Raw genomic sequence first — 18,825 nt, 5'->3', positions numbered from 1 at the left:
CACTAACCACTAACCACCAACAACCAACCACCAACCACTAACCACTAACCACTAACCAATGTAGAGACGTGCCATGGCACGTCTCTACAACTACTAACAAATGACTAATGACTAATGATCGATGACTAATGACTATTGCTAAAAATTATGCTGAACCAGCGTCAATTTCAACATACTATTTCACCACAATTATTAAGCCTAGGCATTTTAGGTATTTTGGGGCTGCTTTATGCTCCCCTTTTACTCCATTGGTTAGATGGTTGGCTGAACAAAAATATTAGTACAGAACACGAATATTTTAGTCACGGTATTATTGGTTTACCTTTCGCTGCTTATATAACTTGGAAAAATCGGAAGTTATGGCAAAGACTACCAAATCGTATCCATCCCTTAGGTGCTGTATTTTTGTTAGTAGGAGGCATTTTTTATCTAAGTGGTATCAGTGAATGGGTTAATCTTTCCTTTCCCACCATACTGACAGGATTATGCTTGTGGTTCAAAGGAATTCCAGGTTTGAAATTGCAAAGATTTCCCCTGCTGTTAGTTTTTCTAGCAACGCCAACGCTAGTACCTTATTTAATTGCTCCCTATACCTTTCCTCTACAAAGCTTCATCGCTGGCACTGCGGGTTTTATTTTAAATCAGTTTGGTATGGCAGTAACTGTTGATGAAATCAACATATATGTAGGAGGACGCATTGTAGAAGTGGCTCCCTACTGTGCAGGGTTAAAAATGTTGTTTACTACTCTCTATGTTGGCTTGATGCTACTTTATTGGACTGGTGCTTTGTCTTCCCGCCATAAAACCATTTCGTTTTTATCAATAGCCGTATTAATTAGTGTTAGCGGCAATATCATTCGCAACACTTTACTTACGTATTTTCATGGTACAGGTCAAGAAGCTGCTTTTCACTGGCTGCATGACAGTTGGGGTGGGGACATGTTCTCTGCTGTGATGCTGGTGCTATTAATACCGATTCTGAATAAAATTAATAGTTATTTCTCTGAACCCGCTGTAATTGAGCAAGAACGAGCCAATGGTCAATAGTCATTAGTCATTTGTTAGTAGTAGTCTGTGTCATTAATTTTAATGGTTTGTAGTAAGCACTTCAGTGCTTAAAAATTCAGAACTAAAGTCCTGACTACGAACCCATCAAAACTTTGTTGACAGACCAGAATGACGGTTGCAATTATTTAACCTGCACTTAGCGCTTAGTGTTGTGCAAGGGTAGTTCATAATATTAAGTAAAGTAAAAATAATTTTCACCAATCAGAGTCTAAGTCAATGGTGCTATTTGGATTTGGTAAAAAATTAACCTTGCCCACTCATGAAGAAGCTTTGCCTGGACGAGCAGAGTCTATGCCAGTAACCAACCGTCACTATATCAACGGTAATCCTATCCTGCCTCCTTTCCCGGCAGGTATGGAAATGGCCATGTTTGGGATGGGGTGCTTTTGGGGTGCAGAACGCAAATTTTGGCAACTTCCTGGAGTTTTCACTACCGCAGTGGGTTACGCTGCTGGGATCACTCCTAACCCCACCTATAGGGAAGTCTGTACTGGAATGACTGGTCATAACGAAGTGGTGCGCGTTGTATACGATCCCAAAGTGATTAGTTACACTGACATACTCAAAGTATTCTGGGAAAACCACGACCCTACCCAAGGAATGCGTCAAGGTAATGACGTTGGTACTCAATACCGCTCTGGGATTTATGTGTATTCTGAAGAACAAAGAAAGCTAGCAGAAGCATCGCGGGACGCATATCAAAAAGCTCTCAGCAATGCAGGTCATGGAAAGATTACTACAGAAATCCTCGATGCACCAGAATTTTACTACGCGGAAGATTACCATCAGCAATACTTAGGCAAAAACCCTGGTGGGTATTGCGGGTTAGGAGGAACAAATGTTGCTTGTCCTGTAGGATTAATTGAATCTTGATGGACAGATGCACACAGTTCGGCTGTTCCACATAAGTGAAGAAGGTAGGAGGGGAACCCCAAAAATTCGCCCTCAATAGCCAATTTTTGGGTTCTCTTTTTGCCTTCTGCCTTTTTAATTCTGATTGCACGCGAAGTATTTAAAAGTTAAAAAATGTAGGAATTGCTTATAAATTTTAATTTTTTACTATTCTACAGGCGCTTACCTCCTTTTGCTTCTTTATATTATATTTGTCATTTTATTTCTGATTAAATCGTCCTAATTATCTGTGTTTCTAAATCGCGTCCAATTTGAATTTACTGAACTTGCATAGCCATACCAAGTACTAAATTGATTGCAAACATCCAGTTTTCATATGATAACGACCACCGATGAACACGGGACTAGGGAGCAACAGTACCCAATCACCCTACTCTACGAGAAGCCCTTCGGGTACTCTGCGAGAAGCCCTTCGGGTTCGCAGTCGCTCATGGGGGGAACCCCCAAGACCGCGCTGCTCACCGCGCTGCGCGCGTCTACGCAGTCGCTCATGGGGAGCCACTGCGTTGCGGGTGTACCAAGCGTTGTAGCACGTGGCGTGGAAACCCCCTTTGGAGCGCGCTGCTCACCGCCCACAAGGGGCGTCTACGCCACTTTCCCATCTGGCACCAAGCCAAGACGGGAAGTGGTCTCACCAGTACCCAGTACATCTGTGAACGATTTCCAAAATATGATTTTTGTCTGCCATTTTAATTTACATCAGACGTAAATCTTAATTTGCTAACTAGTTAAGTCAATAATTAGTATATAGACGATATATGTCTGTATTGTGTTTCAGCTATGGATTAGCTGTGAAAATTCCGGTAAATAGCCTCTTTTTTGGGAAAATAGGAAAAGTTTGAACTGGTTGTCAGAAAATCAAGATATTAATCAACAATTATTAAGAATAACTTATATAAAAAAATATTGCTCAGTCTATATATACATACTTCATATACTTTTGTTTTTAAGAATTATTAAGATATTCTTATTAACAAATATTGCAGGTACTTGTTTTAATTGTTAAAGTGTGTAAGGCAATTAGCGATACAGGTGAATCCTAGTATCTAGGAGAGGAGTAAATTATGAGTTATATCCATTCTGCCGATCGCGTGAAGTGTTAATTTTCGGCTTTGGATTTTAAGTGAAATTCAATAGATTCAATAATTTGTCTTACTTTGTACTCAATTGCGGAAAAGCTCTGATAGCGATTGTATGACTAAGGTGCGGTAAGACTGGAAGTATGGAGGTTCAAATCCATGAATATTCAAGGCAAGGTAGCTCTAATTACTGGGGCTTCCCGTGGTATTGGGCGTGCCATTGCTCTGGAACTGGCGCAACAAGGCATGAAGCGGCTGATCTTAGTTGCACGCGATCGCCAAAAGTTAGCAGAGGTGGCTAAAGAAATAGAGGCGATGGGAGTAGAAACCACAATCATGGCATTAGACTTGACTAAGCCAGTGTTTGTGAATGTTGCCGTTGCCCAACTTTGGCGCAGTTATGGCCCGATTCATTTGCTGGTAAACTGTGCAGGCGTAGCCTACCAAAATTCCTTTTTGCAATCTAAACTACCCCAGGTTCAAGAGGAACTTTCTCTGAATTTGTTGGGAACCTACACCCTAACTCATATGATGGCTAGACGCATGGCAAGCCGAAGGGAAGGAACAATAGTTAATGTTTCTAGCTTGATGGGGAAGGTGGCTGCACCAACTATGGCGACTTATTCAGCTACCAAATTTGCGATTTTAGGTTTCACTCAAGCTTTACGCCGCGAACTAGCCCCATACAATATCCCGGTGTTAGCATTACTGCCAACTCTTACAGATACAGACATGGTGCGCGACTTAAAGTTATTTCGCTGGGTGATGCCGATGACTCCCCAACGAGTGGCTAAAGCATTCATCTGTGGATTGCAAAAAGATTCACCGGAAATTTTAGTTGGATGGCACAGTCATTTAGCAGTATGGTGTCAACGCCTTTGTCCTTGGTTGCTGGAGATGATTTTACAATTGGCAACTCCCCAACCTCAAGCACCAAAAACACAACAGCCTGTGAAAAAACAAATAAAAGGACTATCCAGAGTCACTTTGGATTTATGGCCGGATTTTTCACGGGTTTCGGATAGTTTTGCAAAACTCAGATAGACAATAGTCAAAGCGATCGCTAAACTCAATTACATCCAAGCTCAAATTGGTAAGCGCTTACTTAATTCAGCGAATTATCTTTCTCTAGTACATTCATACAAACACAAATTATGGCAGTTGACGGTTCTGTAATGATATGACGACGGATTCTTTTGAAAAGACTAGTTGGGGTTGGCAGATTTCTCTGTTTCAGCAACAAGTGGGAGAATGGTTTGAATACCAGTTGTCTCGCTTCGATGCGACGCTGCCAGAATTACCTTCTGGATGGTCGATAGATCCTTGGTTCATATCACTGTTGAAGTTTTTGTTTTGGCTAGGACTAGGCTTGTTCTTAGCTTGGTTGGTTTGGCAGTTGTGGCGAGAATTTAGTCCTTATTTATATTCCTGGCTTGCTAGAGGTAGTAATCTTAATAATTCTGATGCTAAAGTTCAAGACAATGAATTGTCGGTAGCTAATTTGTTGGCGCGATCGCAAGAATTTTACCGTCAGGAAAATTACCGAGAGGCTTGTCGCTGTCTTTATTTGGCGATGTTGCAGCACTTGCACGAAAAAGCCATTCTCCCTCACAAAAAAAGCCGCACTGATGGTGAATATCTGCAATTGCTAGGCTTATCTCGTCCGCAAATCCAGCCTTACGAGACTTTGATTACCACTCACGAACGATTGTGTTTTGGCAGCACCGAAATTTTACCGGAAAATTATGAGCAGTGTCAGCAGGCATATCAAGAGATAGTTAATAGCTAAGTAGATCGGCACAAATAAAGTTAACTCGCTACGATCGTCATTTGTCATTCGTCATTCGTCATTGGGTAGGGGCAAAGCATTTGTACTAGTACATTCAGTTTTGATATCAAGATATACATACAAATGCTTTGCCCTTACAGGCATTTTTATATGTCTTGACATAGTTATGTTTATTCCCGTCTACCTACTTAATTGCTCTGTTACCATTAGCTATTAACCATTAGCCTTTTGATATGAAACGCTCAAACCGTCTTGTCTGGCTAGGTGCGATCGCCACAGCAGTAATAATCTTACTTACCTTCATCGCTGCTCCCAGTAGTAGCAAAATTAATAGTGGTTCCACCTATAGCCGCGCCCCTGATGGCTATGGTGCTTGGTATGCTTTTATGCAAGAACGCGGTACGACGATCAAGCGCTGGCAAAAGCCTTTTGGGGATTTAAAGGTAGAGGAACGTCCCGTCACTCTCTTGAGAATTAATAGCCTGTTAAGTGAACCAATTCTATTGTCTGAACAAAAAGAATGGGTAAAGGCTGGCAATACTTTAGTAGTTCTAGGTGTGGGCGCAAAGGTGACAGCGGCTAAGTTTAGCACCATGCAAAACTCACCCTTTGGTGATGTCAAAATCGCAACGCGACGACGAAAGCCTTCTGTATCAAAGAACGGGAAAATTTCTTTAGGCGATCGCTTTGGTGCTATTGTCTGGGAAGAAAAACATGGTCAAGGCAAAGTTATTTTTTCTACTACTCCCCACTTGGCTGCTAATGCCTATCAAGATTATTTAAGTAATTTCCAGTATTTAGCTAATTTAGTTACACAAAAAAATAACTTAGTATTTGTAGATGAGTACATCCACGGCTACAAAGATGCGGATGTCAGAAAGAGTGAAGGCGAAGGGAACTTATTCAGTTATTTAATTAAAACCCCATTATTTCCTGCATTTATCCAGGCAGGCATTTTGCTAGTGGTGCTCATTTGGGCGCAGAATCGCCGTTTTGGTAAGCTAGTAGCTTTAGATACACCAGAACTTGATAACAGCGAGGCCTACATCCAAGCATTAGCAGGAGTGCTGCAAAAAGCTCAATCCACCGACTTTGTGATTGATACGATCGGTAAACAAGAACAACTGCAACTTCAAAAAGCCTTGGGATTAGGGCCAGAATTACTAGATAAGCAAACTTTAGTCAATGCTTGGCAGCAGCAAATAGGTATTGCTACGGCAGAACTAGATGCTGTTTTGCAGCAACAATCTCGAAAACACCGCATCAGCGAACGAGACTTGATTAGCTGGTTGGGGAAATGGCAAACCCTACGGAAAATTAAAAATTAAAAATTAAAAATTACTTGCTGAAATAAGTAACTGTGCGTAAATAAACATAAATATCACGTTTTGTTGGTAGTTGTTGGTTAGTGGTTAGTGGTTGTAGAGACGTGCCATGGCACCTCTGTACATTGATTAGTAGTACCAACTACCAAACAACAACCAACAACCAACCACTAACCAATAACAGTATAAATAACAACATGAGCGAAAGCCATTCTGTATTTAATCGCCTTAGCCAAGCGCTGAACCGAGTCATTGTCGGACAATCCATTCTGGTACAACAGCTACTGATAGCGTTGCTTGCGGGTGGACACGTTATTTTGGAAGGAGTACCAGGAACAGGTAAAACACTCTTGGTAAAAGTGCTGGCACAGATAATTCAAGCGGAGTTTCGCCGCATTCAACTCACGCCAGATGTATTGCCTGCCGATATTATCGGTACGAATATTTTTGATTTAAATAGCCGCAGTTTTACCTTGAAAAAGGGGCCAGTGTTTACCGAAGTGCTGTTGGCAGATGAAATTAACCGTACTCCCCCCAAAACACAGGCGGCGTTGCTGGAAGCTATGGAAGAAATGCAGGTAACGCTGGATGGTGAAAGTTTACCCTTACCTGAGTTATTTTGGGTGATTGCAACCCAAAACCCCTTGGAATTTGAAGGTACTTATCCCTTGCCAGAAGCGCAACTAGATAGGTTTGTATTCAAGTTGGTGGTAGATTACCCCGATGAAGCAGCAGAAAAGCAAATGTTATTAAATCGACAGGCGGGTTTTGCAGCACGTCGCTTTGATATAGCCCGTCTTAAACCTGTAGCCATAGTACCCGAAATTTTACAGGCACGGCAAGAAGCCAAACAAGTGAAAGTTTCAGAGGCGATTATTGATTATCTGTTGGCATTGGTACGTGCATCGCGACAGCATCCAGATTTAGCTTTGGGTGCATCACCTCGCGCTGCTAATTCTTGGTTTGTGACAGCGCAAGCAACTGCATACTTAGCAGGACGGGATTTTGTCACTCCAGATGATGTGAAAGCAGTAGCACCTCCGTTGTTGCGTCATCGCCTGATTCTTAAACCGGAAGCGCTGCTGGATGGTTTGCAAATAGATGCGGCGATCGCATCGATACTAAATAAAGTACCAGTACCAAGGTGAGCTTGATGGGAAAGTATTTGTTAAAAATGCGTAAGCCCCAAAAAAATAACTGTAATAACAACAGTAAGATTTTTCTAAAACTAGGGTGAGGAAAATAGCCATGAAAATTGCACTGGGAGCCGATTTCTATGGATTTGAACTGAAGGAAGCAGTTAAGCAACATCTACTTAATAAAGGCATAGAAGTAGAAGACTTAGGTATTGGCGATCGCACTGCCACCACGCCTTATTATGAAACAGCAACTGTGGTAGCTCAAAGGGTAGGAAACCAACAAGCGGAACGGGGTATCCTAGTATGTGGCACTGGTATGGGGATGGCTATCATCGCTAACAAGCACCCTGGTGTTTATGCGGCTGTGTGCGAGAATCCAAATGCAGCTGAAAAATCTCGCTCGATCAATAACTCCAATATCCTCACTTTGGGAGGGTTCATTACCTCACCTGAAGACGCTTTGGCTATTGTTGACACTTGGTTGAACACCGAGTTTACTCAGGGATGGGAAGCAAGTATTCAAGAATGGTTACAAAACTCGATGCAGGATATTGCCCAGTTGGAGAAGCAACAGTTTGCCAAAGAATAAATGCGATCGCTAAAAATTCCCCTGTTTAATTTGGTTCACTTAGTTCCAATTTCTTAAATATGATTCCTGCCAGACGAGTTTATTTATTGTTAATTTTGGGAATTGCGATCGCCCCAATTTTAGCTGTGTTTCTCAGCATTTCCACTAGCATCGCTATTACTTTGCTATTTGATGTGGTAGTTTTGGCATTAATGGTTGTGGATGCTGTGCGAGTTCGCCGTCATCGAGTACAGGTGTTACGCGAATTACTACCGCGATTATCTGTGGGGCGAGATAATCTGGTTGTGCTGCGAGTCACATCGGGAAAGGCGAAGGCTGTAATCCAAATTCGCGACTATTACCCAGCTGAGTTTAGAGTATCTCTGCCAACACTAAGCGCTGTTATTCTCAGCCAAACTACTCAGGAATTGACTTATACTGTTCAGCCAACACAGCGGGGAGAGTTTCCTTGGGGGGATATTCAGGTACGACAACTCAGTGCTTGGGGGTTAGCTTGGGATGATTGGAAGATTCCCCAAAGTCTAAAAGTTTGGGTTTATCCAGATTTGGTGGGATTGCGATCGCTTTCTGTTCGTCTGACACTGCAATCTTCTGGTTCTATGCGTCAATTTCGCCAGTTAGGCATCGGTACAGAGTTTGCCGAATTGCGGAACTATCGTACTGGCGATGATTTGCGGTTTATTGATTGGAAAGCGACTGCGCGTCGGGTGGGTACTTACGGCAATTCATCGCCATTAGTGAGGGTGTTAGAACCGGAACAAGAGCAAACTTTGCTGATTTTGCTAGATCGGGGAAGATTGATGACAGCAAGAGTGCAGGGTTTGCGGCGATTTGACTGGGGTTTGAATGCAACATTATCTTTAGCTTTGGCGGGTTTACATAGGGGCGATCGCGTTGGTGTAGGTGTATTTGATCGCCAGATGCATACGTGGATTCCCCCAGAACGCGGACAAAACCATTTAGGTAGTATAATTGACCGTCTGACTCCGATTCAACCAGTTTTACTTGAATCTGATTATATGGGTGCGGTAACTCATGTAGTCCAGCAGCAAACCCGCAGGGCGCTGATAGTCATTATTACCGACATAGTTGATAGTACCGCCTCTGCCGAACTTCTGATTGCACTTTCTAGACTCACACCGCGCTATCTTTCCTTTGCAGTGACTTTGCGCGATCCCCAAGTAGATCGTCTAGCACACATTCCCCCTTCTGATGACTTAGGAGGGGTTGCTACTGCATACACCCGTGCAGTTGCTTTAGACTTATTAGCACAGCGACAGTTAGCATTTGCCCAACTGAAACAGAAAGGCGTATTAGTACTAGATGCACCAGCAAATCAGATTACAGAACAGTTAGTAGATAAATATTTGCAACTCAAGGCGCGAAATTTACTATGATTTGGTAATTGGCCCATTACCCATTATCAAATTCCTCGCCCACAAGGGGACGAGGAATTTTAACATCTAAACTAGTTTTGCTACCATCATCTCCAATCAACTGATATATCAACAAGAAATTTCCAATTGCAGCAAATCAAACCCAAGATTCTAAAGAAAAGCTTCTCACCTTTTGAATTCGCGAAAAATCGCTATCTCTGGAAACAACAGTTAGATGATTTTGCAGTGCGATCGCAGCTATCCAAAGGTCATTTTCATCAAAACCCAAATCGGCGATTTTAGTTTTTCGCCGTTTGTTTTTATTCTTAGGTGCAAATTGATGGAATAAAGCCGCTTTTAATTGACCGTAAATGGTAGCTGTGTCTTCCGTTAACAAGTAAATGCGAATATCTTCTATAAATTCTGCCAACCGAGCCAGATTTGTTTCCCTCCGTTGGGATTTTTCCATCATGAATGTAAGTTCGCCCTGCACAATTATGCAAGTTGCAATGTTATTTTCTCCAACTTCACTGATGCGACGAATAACATTTGGCTCGCCTAAAATAATCGCACTACAATGATTCGTATCTAGTAAATACATTATTCAAATGGGTTTTCTTCATCAAATTTAGCTTTACCACGGGTAGCATATACTGACTGAAGACATTCCTCAAAGTCGTCACCTTCCCAAGTACCAGCGTGTCGCAGGATAGAACGTCCGGAAGCGGGACGGTATGTAAGTTGCTCTTTCTCGCTGGAAGTTTCTGTAGAATCGGTTAAGGAGATAGATTCTTGTTGCACTGGTTCCGACTCTTTTTTTGTATAGTTAACCTTAATAGAACGAATCAAATCGAGTGCTTTTGTTAACAACTCCGGTGGTAAAGTTTCTATTTCTTGGATTAATAATTCTTTGGTAGTCATCTTTCACCTTTAATTACTTCCTTTTTATTTTATCGGGAACCTTGGTATCGTTTGGTCAATTTTGTTCATCAGCCTTATAGCCTCAACGCTACAATAATTTGCTGATAGTTACGAAAAGCCGCTCTGCGCGCGTCTATGTGGTTCGTTAACATAAATATCTCTGGATGGTAAGGAAGTTAAAAAGGGGGGCTAGAAATTACTTCCCCCCTTTTTAAGGGGGGATTAAGGGAGGATCTACAATCAAAGTAAGGATTAGAGGTCTTAATATTCACTTTATAAATCACCTCTAAATTAGAGACTTAATCTATCTTTACTGCGGCGACAATAGCCTACCAAAAGCATAAATAATCCCATCCCAACCAAGTATTTTAAAGGTAATGGCACGCGAGGATTAGGAGAGAAAAAACCCTCAATGATGCCAGCAATAATTAACATTGGCACGATGCCAAATACTAACTGCACTGCCTGAGAACCGTAGAATTTAAATGCATCGGCACGGCGATATTGACCAGGAAATAAAAGTGCTTTTCCTAACAAAAAACCTGCACCACCAGCGAAAAAAATTGCCGGTAATTCTAAAGCACCATGTGGAAATACAAACGCCCAAAAAGGATAAGCAAGATTGTTTTGTCCTACGAGAGTGCCAACAGCACCAATCAATAAACCATTAAACACCATTAAAAACGCTGTGTATGCCCCAGCTGTAATTCCACCAGCAACCGCACCAAAAGACACCGACAAGTTATTAATCATAATGTTGCTAGATGCCAAAGGTTCAATCCCAACAATTGATCCCATCCATAATTCATGTTCATCGCGAACTTTGCTAACCATACTTTCGGGTACTATTAGCGATAAAAAGCTGGGATCTTGCCATGCATACCACCAAGCAACTAACGCCCCCAGCAAAAACAAGGCGGTGGCAAAAGCAATATACGGCAATGTCTGCTGTATCGTACTTGGCAATCCCCAACAGTAAAATTCCAGTACTGCTTGCCATTCTTGTCGCCGCGAACCTTGATAAATTTGTGTGTAGGCACGTGTTGTTAATGATTGTAAATTTTGGATCAGAGTATTACTAACTTGTTGAGTGCGGGCACGTGCTAAATCTGCGGAGACAGAACGATATAAACTTGCTAACTCTCTAATTTCTGCTGCTTGCAGCGATTTTAGCCCCTTTTTTTCTACCCGTCTTAACAGCGTTTCCAAACGTTGCCAATTTGGTTCTCGCCGTGCAATCCAACGTTGAATATTCATAAATTTTGGGAATACTAGCTTTTACTTAGCTTAAGATAGCCTCAAATTTAATACCGTAAATAACAGGAGTATTGGAAATCATGTCATTTAATCAGGGTTCTCCTAGCCCCATCCAACCATTGAGCTTGGGTAATGTTGTCAGTGCGGGATTACGACTATATCGCTCTCACCTGAAAGAATATTTTTTACTTGCTTTGAAAGCTTACGTGTGGTTAATTGTTCCGTTTTATGGTTGGGCAAAGTTTTATGCCCTTGCAGCACTGATTACCCGTTTGGCTTTTGGTGAGTTGGTCAATCAACCCGAAAGTATTTCCTCCGGTCAGCGGTTTGTCAATTCTAGGTTATGGCAGTTTTTCATCACGATGCTGTTAATATTTCTTTTGAGTGTGGGAATTGGTATCGGTGTTGCGGTTTTATTTATATTTTCTGGTGTTTTATCAGCGGTGCTGTTTGGGGGAATAGGTCAACAAGGAAATCCTGCTACATATATCCTTTTTGGCCTGCTAGCTATTGTGGTCGGTATTGTCGTAATAGGAGCGATTTTTTGGTTAATGACAAGATTTTATTTGGTAGAAGTTCCCCTTGCTATTGAAGATAATGTGGATGGTACGTCAACAATTGGTCGTAGCTGGGAGTTAACTAAGGGTTACGTCTGGCGGATTCTTTTGATATCGCTTGTTGCGTTCTTGATCACAATACCTATCCAAATTGTTGTTCAGATTATTAGCACTATTCTTCAGTTAGCTTTTGCACCATTATTACAACAAAATTCTGTTGTTTTTAACCTGCTTTTTGTCGTGCTAATTATGATTTTAAGTTTTGCCAGTGGAGCATTTATTTTACCATTTTGGCAAGCTATCAAAGCAGTAATATACTACGATCTGAGGAGTCGTAGAGAGGGTCTAGGCTTGAAGTTGCGCGATTACGAAATTTAAAAACTATTAGTTTTGACTGCAATGCACATTTTTAATCGTGTTAAATACCAAACGCCAGAAAGCGTAGAACTCGAATTTATTCTGGCTGGAATTGGTAATCGTGCTTGGGCTTTGCTAATTGATTATCTTGTCTTGGCTTTGATGTTAATTGCCTTTCTGATTGCTTGGCTAACAATTTCTGCTCAGCTATTGGATTGGTTAATCAAGATTGTTGGCAGTGACAAGATAGGCATTTGGTTATTTGCGATCGCCCTATTAGTCAATTATTCCATTTACACAGGATATTTTGTCTTTTTTGAAACTTTGTGGCAAGGTCAAACCCCCGGCAAACGCATTGCGAAGATTCGCGTTATTAAGGACAATGGACGCACAATTCGATTGCAACAAGCGGTGCTGCGTGCCTTACTACGACCTATTGACGATACATTTTTTTTAGGAGCATTTCTGATTATTTTTAGTCGCCGCGAAAAACGTTTGGGTGATTGGGTGGCTGGTACGATTGTGATTCAAACCCAACCAAACTCTCCATCAACAACTTTCACTGTTTCAGAACAGGCAACATTAATCTCTGAACAATTATTGCAAACAGCTCATATATCAGCGATGTTACCCGATGATTTTGCTGTAATTCGCGAGTATTTGCTCAGACGTGACGGAATGTCATCAAAAGCTAGAGGTTCAGTCGCTCTGCGACTCGCCAAGCAGGTAAAAGCTATTATTAATTTAGAAGAATTACCAGAAAGTGTCAGCCCTGATGTATTTTTAGAAGCAATTTACCTTGCTTATCAAAAATTGGGAGATTTTGGTCAAAGGTGATAGTGGGCGATCGCACAGGTTTGTAGTGAGGGTTTAGCCCTCACTTAAGCACGCTTAGTACTTACTACGAACTCCCTTAGCCTGTCAAAATCTTTGTGGCAGACTACTAGAACATCAATTCAGTATTCAACCTAAGGGCTAAAAAACCACGTTTATTTGTAGAGACACGAAATTACCCTGCGGGAACGCCTGCGGCGTACGCGTCTCTACAGCCAACGAAAAATTGGTCTTTTCAGGAACAGAAACTGGGTTTTTAGGATTACTGAATTGAGGTTCTAGAACATTCTCGTTTTGAACTAGAACATTCTCGTTTGAAACTAGAAAGTTCTCGTTTGAAATCCGAACGTTCTCGTTTTGAGGCTGAAAGTTCTCATTTCAACCATGAAAGTTCTCATTTCAACCATGAAAGTTTTCGTTTCAACCATGAAAGTTCTCGTTTCAACCATGAAAGTTTTCGTTTCAACCATGAAAGTTTTCGTTTCAAGCTTGAACATTGTCGTTTTAAGTGTGAAAGGTCTCGTTTTAAGCTTGAATGATGGTGTTGCAGATAAATCTCTCCCTGTTTGCTGTGCGATCGCTGCTGTTAAACAAAGATGTGTTAGCTCAAATATTGCACCCTTCGGGTAAGCTAAAACACATTTAATTTGCATGAACATTTTTGTTGAATTTCTTGTGGGGTGGGCGTCTCGCCCGCCCAGATTATGCAATTTAAATGTGGAAAAACTGACTCTGCCTTGAGCCGCGCTGTGCGCGTCTACGCCAGTCGTACCCGAAGAGTGCAAGAGTCGTCAAAACGTAAAATATCTAAAACTAGCCCTTTCAAGGTGGGTAAAAATCCTCAAAAAATTTCCCGAATTTTGGGCTTTTCACCTTTGTGTCTTAGTGCCTTGGTGGTTCAAAAGTCAATTTTTTCACCACAAAGACACTAAGCTTGCCCTCGAGCGCAGCGTAGACGCCCGCAAGGGCGGCTTCCCGTAGGGTAGGGACACCAAGAAAAATACATTACACCTTGAAAGGGCTAAATATCTAAAACCTACCCTTAAAAACCTAACTCCCATAAATCCCTCAACTTTGTGTACAATCTGTGCCTGAGGTTTGGTAAGTTATTAACATAGCTTAAAAAAACAGCAGTTAGGCAAAGAAGGGACGAAATTGAGTTACTATCCAGAAGGCATCCTCCCCCACGGTGGGCAGTTGGTTAATCGCATTGCTACACCGGAACAAAGAGAACTATTTCTCTCGAAAGCCAACTTTCTGCCGCGAGTGCAGCTTGACGCGCGAGCTGTTTCTGACCTAGAAATGATTGCGATCGGTGGTTTTAGTCCCCTGACTGGTTTTATGAATCAGGAAGACTACGATCGCACTGTTACCGAAATGCGCTTGGCTAACGGTACTGTATGGTCAATTCCGATTACACTTTCAGTGAGTGAGGAAGTAGCAGCTCCCCTCACCGAAGGCGGTTTGGTTCGCCTGGATAACCCTGATGGCCGATTTGTCGGGGTTTTAGAACTCACACAAAAATATCGCTACGACAAAAAACGCGAAGCAGTTAATGTCTACCGCACCGATGATGAAAAACATCCAGGTGTGCAAGTAGTCTACAATCAAGGCGCGGTAAATCTTGCAGGTGATGTGTGGTTATTGGAACGCGATCGCCATCCCCATTTCCCTGCCTATCAAATCGATCCCGCCCAATCTCGGCAATTATTTAAGCAAAAAGGCTGGAAAACTGTTGTTGGTTTCCAAACTCGCAATCCCATCCACCGCGCCCACGAATATATCCAAAAATGTGCGTTGGAAACCGTAGATGGTCTATTTTTGCATCCTTTGGTAGGGGCTACTAAAGATGATGACATCCCTGCCGATGTGCGGATGCGCTGTTATGAAATTTTGCTGGAACAATACTACCCCGAAGATAGAGTGATTTTGGCAATCAATCCCTCGGCAATGCGTTATGCTGGCCCTCGTGAAGCAATTTTCCATGCCTTAATTCGTAAGAACTACGGCTGTACTCACTTTATTGTCGGACGGGATCATGCAGGCGTTGGCAATTACTACGGCACTTATGATGCTCAATATATCTTTGATGAGTTTACTCCAGAAGAGATAGGTATTGTGCCAATGATGTTTGAACACGCCTTTTACTGCACGCGCACCAAGCAAATGGCAACGACTAAAACCAGTCCTAGCAAGCCAGAGGAACGCGTTCACCTGTCGGGTACAAAAGTACGGGAGATGCTGCGCCGGGGCGAGTTACCCCCACCAGAATTTTCCCGTCCAGAAGTGGCGGCTGAGTTGGCACGGGCAATGAAAGTACCAGTGTGATGGGGAAAGGGGAAAGGGGAAAGGGGAAAGGGACTTTCTTCATCCCCCAATCCCCAATCCCCAATCCCCAATCCCCAATCCCTTTTTCTAGAACCAAACTTTACACTACAGGCCTCTGCTCGATAAGCTTACATAAGCTGAAGGACTGAGGGCTGATAGCTAATTATGAAGCGGCGAACGTTTTTGCAACGGTTTGGCTCTATTCTCGCGGCATTGGGTGTTGCCGAGGCTGAGTGGTTCAATTTTGGAACTCGCTATCAACAGGCATTGGCACAACCCAGCCCACGCAAATTGGCGTTATTAGTAGGTATTAATCAATATCCAGAAAGTCCGGCACTGAATGGTTGCCTGGTGGATGTAGAACTACAAAAGGAAGTTTTGATCCACCGCTTTGGTTTCCAACCGTCAAATGTCTTGTCTTTGACTGACGAACAAGCCAGCAGAAAATTTATTGAGTCTGCTTTTTTAGAGCATCTCGTGCAGCAAGCAAAACCTGGTGATGTAGTTGTCTTCCACTTTAGCGGCTATGGCAGTCGGATCAGGTTGGTGAATTCACCAGAAACTGTGCAAAATGCTTTGATTTCCGCTGATGGGATAGAAGAATCACCTGCACAAGAGACTCAAACTGTCAATTATTTATTAGAAGAAACGCTGTTGTTGATGCTGCGATCGCTCCCCACAGAAAAGGTAACAGCAGTATTAGACACCAGCTACTACGCTCCTACTAACTTCTTATCTGCGGGGCATTTGCGAATTCGCGCCCGCCAGATGCCCACACAAGCCGTTTTGGCAGATGCGGAACTAGACTTTCAAAAAAGACTACAAGAAAAAGCCGCCACGGAATTGCCTGCGGTGGTGATGTCTGCAACATCCAATCCCAATCAGTTGGCGCAGGAGATACAACTATCAGGTTTTAGTGCGGGATTATTTACCTACGCCTTGACGCAATATCTATGGGAGACTACACCAGCAGTAACAATACCTGTATTTGTCTCCCGTGTGGGAAGTACAATACAGCAGTTGGGTAGCCTGCAACAACCAGGCTTATTGACAGGTAAAAAGAATCTACAGCGAGTCCAGCTAAGCGAGAATTTTCTACAAGAAGCCCTTGGTGCAGAGGGAGTAGTGACGGCAACAGAAGAGGATGGCAAAGTACATGTGTGGTTGGCAGGATTGCCACCCCAAGTGTTGGAATACTACGGTGTGAATTCTCGGTTGACTCTGGTGAGCGAAGCAGGGCCAAATATAGAGTTAATATTGCGATCGCGTAGTGGCTTAACAGCAAAAACACGGATTTCGTCTTCTGAAGGTAAAATTTCTCCCCAAGTCGGACAACTCGTTCAAGAAGCAGTGCGAGTTTTACCTCGAAATATTAATCTAATAATTGCCCTAGATGGGGGGCTGGAAAGAATTGAACGGGTAGATGCGACAAGTGCCTTTGCCACAGTTGCCAACGTATCGAGTGTAGTAGCAGGAGAACAACCCGCTGATTACGTGTTTGGCAAACTTCCAGACGCGAAGAGTAAAGACTTAATCGCGTCTACCTCATTGTTAGTTTCTCCCAGTCGTTATGGTTTATTTTCTCTGGGTAGCGAGCAAATCCCCAGCACCCTTGGCGAAGCCGGAGAAGCAGTAAAAGTAGCGGTGCAACGGTTAGATTCCAAACTGCAAACTCTGCTGGCAGCGAAATTATGGCAACTCACAGATAATGAAGGTTCTTCTCGCTTGCATGTCAAAGCCAACTTAGAAATAATCAGCACTATTGCGCCTCGGGTGGTGATGCAACGTGAAACACAGCGAACTGTGAGTGCCCAAACCGCCAGTAAGAAATTAGTTAGTCATGAACTTGGACATATGCCTACCGTACCTATCGGTAGCCGGGTACAGTACCGGGTGCAAAACATGGGCAATAGCCCAGTATATTGCATGCTTCTGGGACTAAATAGCGCTAGAAATGCGATCGCGCTTTTCCCGTGGCAAAAAGTTACAGAAACTGACGGTTCCCCAGACAAACCCCCGCTTAATGATATCGTCATTGTTCCTGGAGAAACACTCACCTTGCCACATACCACAGCTGGTTTTGAATGGGTGATACAGGGGCCAGCTTTCTTCAATGAAACCCAATTAATTTTTAGCACTGCCCCCTTTAGCCAAACTCTCAGCGCTTTAGAAACTGCTAAACATCCCCGCGCCGATAATCAACGCATTCTACCACTCCTAAACCCCCTAGAAGTCGCCCACGCCGTACTACAAGATTTGCACAACGCCAGTACAGTCAAAGTCGATCCGAACACCATCCCTGCTGACTCCTATGTCTTGGATGTGAATAATTGGGCGAGTTTGAGCTTTGTTTTTCAGGTAGTTTAAGTGAAACAGTAATTATGCCAATCACCTACAGGTTGATAACCAATAGCTTGGTAGATGTGATTGGTAGTTGGATTTGCCAAGTCAGTAAACAAAAAGCAGTATTTATGTCCTTGGTTAAGTAACGTTTGGCTTAACCCTGCGACGCACGCACTAGCATAGCCCTTGCGGCGATATTCTGGTGGTGTATATACCAAACCGATCCGCGCACCGTTAGGAGTGAGTTGTCCCCGGCAAGCTATTGAAACACTCACTTGATCCTGCCAAACATAAGCAGTATGCTGCTGTAAATGGTGGTTAATCAAAGCTTTAGGATCTGATTCAACCTTGCCAACAGCTTCTAAGTAAAAAGCTTCAAACCAGCGCACCAACAATTCTTTATCACTTTCTGTTGCCAGCCGTAAATAACCTGAAGCTTGGGAAATATTTTGTACTTGTTCTAATTGAAAGGCACGCATCGCCATCTTCAGTTGATAAGATTGATTGGTGAGCGATCGCCATGCCTGTGCAAAAGCTTTTGCCTCAACGGTAGGAGCATTAACTCCTAATATTGTTTCTGAAAATGAATGTAAGTCTTTAGCAATAACCTCTACTGCACCCAAATCTTTGATTTGCGACAATACTAAATCGTAAGGCGGTGTTCTCATTGCCACTGCAACAATCTCTCTGTCTACCTCCACAGTTGCTAGATAAGGTTGAGATTTATACCTATGTGGGTGATGAATCAAGGTATCTGCAATCCCTAACAGTAGATTATGCATTGCTTCTTGGCTCAGCAAGTAATCTTTCACTCTGTTATAAAATAGACTTGCATTTTCAAAGCGTTGGAGTTTCATCGCAATCTCTTGATTTTTTGTTGCTGGTGATTGGATGGGAATGCAACCAATTGGCGATTATCTACAAAATTTTTGGGTTTAATTCCAGAATTTT

General features: G+C 42.7%; 17 protein-coding genes. 13 read left to right on the top strand and 4 right to left on the bottom strand.

What is annotated here, in order from left to right; all coding sequences use genetic code 11:
* The first annotated feature begins 147 nt into the window (after nucleotides 1-147).
* The 8 genes from crtB to FIS9605_RS0111835 all read left to right on the top strand — a co-directional run bounded on the left by crtB (nucleotide 148) and on the right by FIS9605_RS0111835 (nucleotide 9,298).
* Entirely contained in the window at nucleotides 148-1,047 is a 900-nt protein-coding gene (gene crtB, locus FIS9605_RS0111870; RefSeq protein ID WP_026732777.1) for a cyanoexosortase B, read from the top strand.
* 237 nt (nucleotides 1,048-1,284) lie between these two features.
* A complete protein-coding gene (gene msrA / locus FIS9605_RS0111865) occupies nucleotides 1,285-1,941 on the top strand; it encodes a peptide-methionine (S)-S-oxide reductase MsrA (RefSeq protein ID WP_026732776.1) in 657 nt (218 codons plus the stop codon).
* Between the two features lie 1,277 nt (nucleotides 1,942-3,218).
* Nucleotides 3,219-4,103, top strand: coding sequence for an SDR family NAD(P)-dependent oxidoreductase (locus FIS9605_RS0111860; RefSeq protein ID WP_026732775.1), 885 nt, complete (start codon nucleotides 3,219-3,221; stop codon nucleotides 4,101-4,103).
* A 136-nt stretch (nucleotides 4,104-4,239) separates the two neighbouring features.
* On the top strand, nucleotides 4,240-4,848 hold the full coding sequence (locus FIS9605_RS0111855; protein ID WP_026732774.1) for a DUF4129 domain-containing protein: 609 nt from the start codon (nucleotides 4,240-4,242) through the stop codon (nucleotides 4,846-4,848).
* Nucleotides 4,849-5,081: 233 nt separating this feature from the next.
* On the top strand, nucleotides 5,082-6,176 hold the full coding sequence (locus FIS9605_RS0111850) for a DUF4350 domain-containing protein (RefSeq protein WP_026732773.1): 1,095 nt from the start codon (nucleotides 5,082-5,084) through the stop codon (nucleotides 6,174-6,176).
* A 194-nt stretch (nucleotides 6,177-6,370) separates the two neighbouring features.
* On the top strand, nucleotides 6,371-7,321 hold the full coding sequence (locus FIS9605_RS0111845; RefSeq protein ID WP_026732772.1) for an AAA family ATPase: 951 nt from the start codon (nucleotides 6,371-6,373) through the stop codon (nucleotides 7,319-7,321).
* Between the two features lie 100 nt (nucleotides 7,322-7,421).
* Nucleotides 7,422-7,901 (top strand): RpiB/LacA/LacB family sugar-phosphate isomerase, encoded by a 480-nt coding sequence (locus FIS9605_RS0111840; RefSeq protein WP_026732771.1) that lies wholly within the window; start codon nucleotides 7,422-7,424, stop codon nucleotides 7,899-7,901.
* A 59-nt stretch (nucleotides 7,902-7,960) separates the two neighbouring features.
* A complete protein-coding gene (locus FIS9605_RS0111835; protein WP_026732770.1) occupies nucleotides 7,961-9,298 on the top strand; it encodes a DUF58 domain-containing protein in 1,338 nt (445 codons plus the stop codon).
* A gap of 136 nt (nucleotides 9,299-9,434) precedes the next feature.
* On the opposite strand, the gene FIS9605_RS0111825 is transcribed toward FIS9605_RS0111835, so the two are convergent.
* From FIS9605_RS0111825 to FIS9605_RS0111815, 3 genes are all read right to left on the bottom strand, one after another.
* Complete coding sequence (locus FIS9605_RS0111825; protein WP_026732769.1) at nucleotides 9,435-9,878, bottom strand: type II toxin-antitoxin system VapC family toxin; 444 nt, start codon at nucleotides 9,876-9,878, stop codon at nucleotides 9,435-9,437.
* Nucleotides 9,878-10,198 (bottom strand): hypothetical protein, encoded by a 321-nt coding sequence (locus FIS9605_RS0111820; protein WP_026732768.1) that lies wholly within the window; start codon nucleotides 10,196-10,198, stop codon nucleotides 9,878-9,880. Before FIS9605_RS0111820 ends, FIS9605_RS0111825 begins: the two co-directional genes overlap by 1 nt.
* Before the next feature lie 291 nt (nucleotides 10,199-10,489).
* Nucleotides 10,490-11,455 carry a stage II sporulation protein M gene (locus FIS9605_RS0111815; protein WP_026732767.1) on the bottom strand — a complete coding sequence of 322 codons (966 nt, stop codon included), beginning with the start codon at nucleotides 11,453-11,455 and terminating at the stop codon, nucleotides 10,490-10,492.
* An 80-nt stretch (nucleotides 11,456-11,535) separates the two neighbouring features.
* Between FIS9605_RS0111815 and FIS9605_RS0111810 the strand changes: the two genes are divergently transcribed.
* From FIS9605_RS0111810 to FIS9605_RS0111790, 5 genes are all read left to right on the top strand, one after another.
* Nucleotides 11,536-12,390, top strand: coding sequence for a hypothetical protein (locus FIS9605_RS0111810; RefSeq protein ID WP_026732766.1), 855 nt, complete (start codon nucleotides 11,536-11,538; stop codon nucleotides 12,388-12,390).
* Nucleotides 12,391-12,411: 21 nt separating this feature from the next.
* Nucleotides 12,412-13,206 carry an RDD family protein gene (locus FIS9605_RS0111805; protein WP_026732765.1) on the top strand — a complete coding sequence of 265 codons (795 nt, stop codon included), beginning with the start codon at nucleotides 12,412-12,414 and terminating at the stop codon, nucleotides 13,204-13,206.
* A 381-nt stretch (nucleotides 13,207-13,587) separates the two neighbouring features.
* Nucleotides 13,588-13,833 (top strand): hypothetical protein, encoded by a 246-nt coding sequence (locus FIS9605_RS43985; protein ID WP_197036024.1) that lies wholly within the window; start codon nucleotides 13,588-13,590, stop codon nucleotides 13,831-13,833.
* 525 nt (nucleotides 13,834-14,358) lie between these two features.
* Entirely contained in the window at nucleotides 14,359-15,531 is a 1,173-nt protein-coding gene (gene sat / locus FIS9605_RS0111795; RefSeq protein WP_026732763.1) for a sulfate adenylyltransferase, read from the top strand.
* A gap of 165 nt (nucleotides 15,532-15,696) precedes the next feature.
* A complete protein-coding gene (locus tag FIS9605_RS0111790; RefSeq protein ID WP_026732762.1) occupies nucleotides 15,697-17,898 on the top strand; it encodes a caspase family protein in 2,202 nt (733 codons plus the stop codon).
* On the opposite strand, the gene FIS9605_RS0111785 is transcribed toward FIS9605_RS0111790, so the two are convergent.
* A complete protein-coding gene (locus tag FIS9605_RS0111785) occupies nucleotides 17,895-18,731 on the bottom strand; it encodes a GNAT family N-acetyltransferase (protein WP_026732761.1) in 837 nt (278 codons plus the stop codon). The two genes, FIS9605_RS0111790 and FIS9605_RS0111785, sit on opposite strands and share 4 nt — an antisense overlap.
* Nucleotides 18,732-18,825 lie beyond the last annotated feature (94 nt).

This window comes from Fischerella sp. PCC 9605 (assembly GCF_000517105.1).
In the GTDB taxonomy this organism is placed as follows: Bacteria; Cyanobacteriota; Cyanobacteriia; order Cyanobacteriales; family Nostocaceae; genus PCC9605.
This window is presented reverse-complemented; position numbering and strand designations above follow the sequence as displayed.

Bases quoted from the DNA above. Each gene is read 5' to 3' on its own strand.
- crtB (WP_026732777.1), top strand. From the start codon at position 148: ATGCTGAACCAGCGTCAATTTCAACATACTATTTCACCACAATTATTA.
- FIS9605_RS43985 (WP_197036024.1), top strand. From the start codon at position 13,588: ATGAAAGTTCTCATTTCAACCATGAAAGTTTTCGTTTCAACCATGAAA.
- FIS9605_RS0111815 (WP_026732767.1), bottom strand. From the start codon at position 11,455: ATGAATATTCAACGTTGGATTGCACGGCGAGAACCAAATTGGCAACGT.
- FIS9605_RS0111845 (WP_026732772.1), top strand. From the start codon at position 6,371: ATGAGCGAAAGCCATTCTGTATTTAATCGCCTTAGCCAAGCGCTGAAC.
- FIS9605_RS0111790 (WP_026732762.1), top strand. From the start codon at position 15,697: ATGAAGCGGCGAACGTTTTTGCAACGGTTTGGCTCTATTCTCGCGGCA.
- FIS9605_RS0111825 (WP_026732769.1), bottom strand. From the start codon at position 9,878: ATGTATTTACTAGATACGAATCATTGTAGTGCGATTATTTTAGGCGAG.
- FIS9605_RS0111850 (WP_026732773.1), top strand. From the start codon at position 5,082: ATGAAACGCTCAAACCGTCTTGTCTGGCTAGGTGCGATCGCCACAGCA.
- FIS9605_RS0111855 (WP_026732774.1), top strand. From the start codon at position 4,240: ATGACGACGGATTCTTTTGAAAAGACTAGTTGGGGTTGGCAGATTTCT.
- msrA (WP_026732776.1), top strand. From the start codon at position 1,285: ATGGTGCTATTTGGATTTGGTAAAAAATTAACCTTGCCCACTCATGAA.
- FIS9605_RS0111810 (WP_026732766.1), top strand. From the start codon at position 11,536: ATGTCATTTAATCAGGGTTCTCCTAGCCCCATCCAACCATTGAGCTTG.
- FIS9605_RS0111805 (WP_026732765.1), top strand. From the start codon at position 12,412: ATGCACATTTTTAATCGTGTTAAATACCAAACGCCAGAAAGCGTAGAA.
- FIS9605_RS0111820 (WP_026732768.1), bottom strand. From the start codon at position 10,198: ATGACTACCAAAGAATTATTAATCCAAGAAATAGAAACTTTACCACCG.
- FIS9605_RS0111835 (WP_026732770.1), top strand. From the start codon at position 7,961: ATGATTCCTGCCAGACGAGTTTATTTATTGTTAATTTTGGGAATTGCG.
- FIS9605_RS0111840 (WP_026732771.1), top strand. From the start codon at position 7,422: ATGAAAATTGCACTGGGAGCCGATTTCTATGGATTTGAACTGAAGGAA.
- FIS9605_RS0111785 (WP_026732761.1), bottom strand. From the start codon at position 18,731: ATGAAACTCCAACGCTTTGAAAATGCAAGTCTATTTTATAACAGAGTG.
- FIS9605_RS0111860 (WP_026732775.1), top strand. From the start codon at position 3,219: ATGAATATTCAAGGCAAGGTAGCTCTAATTACTGGGGCTTCCCGTGGT.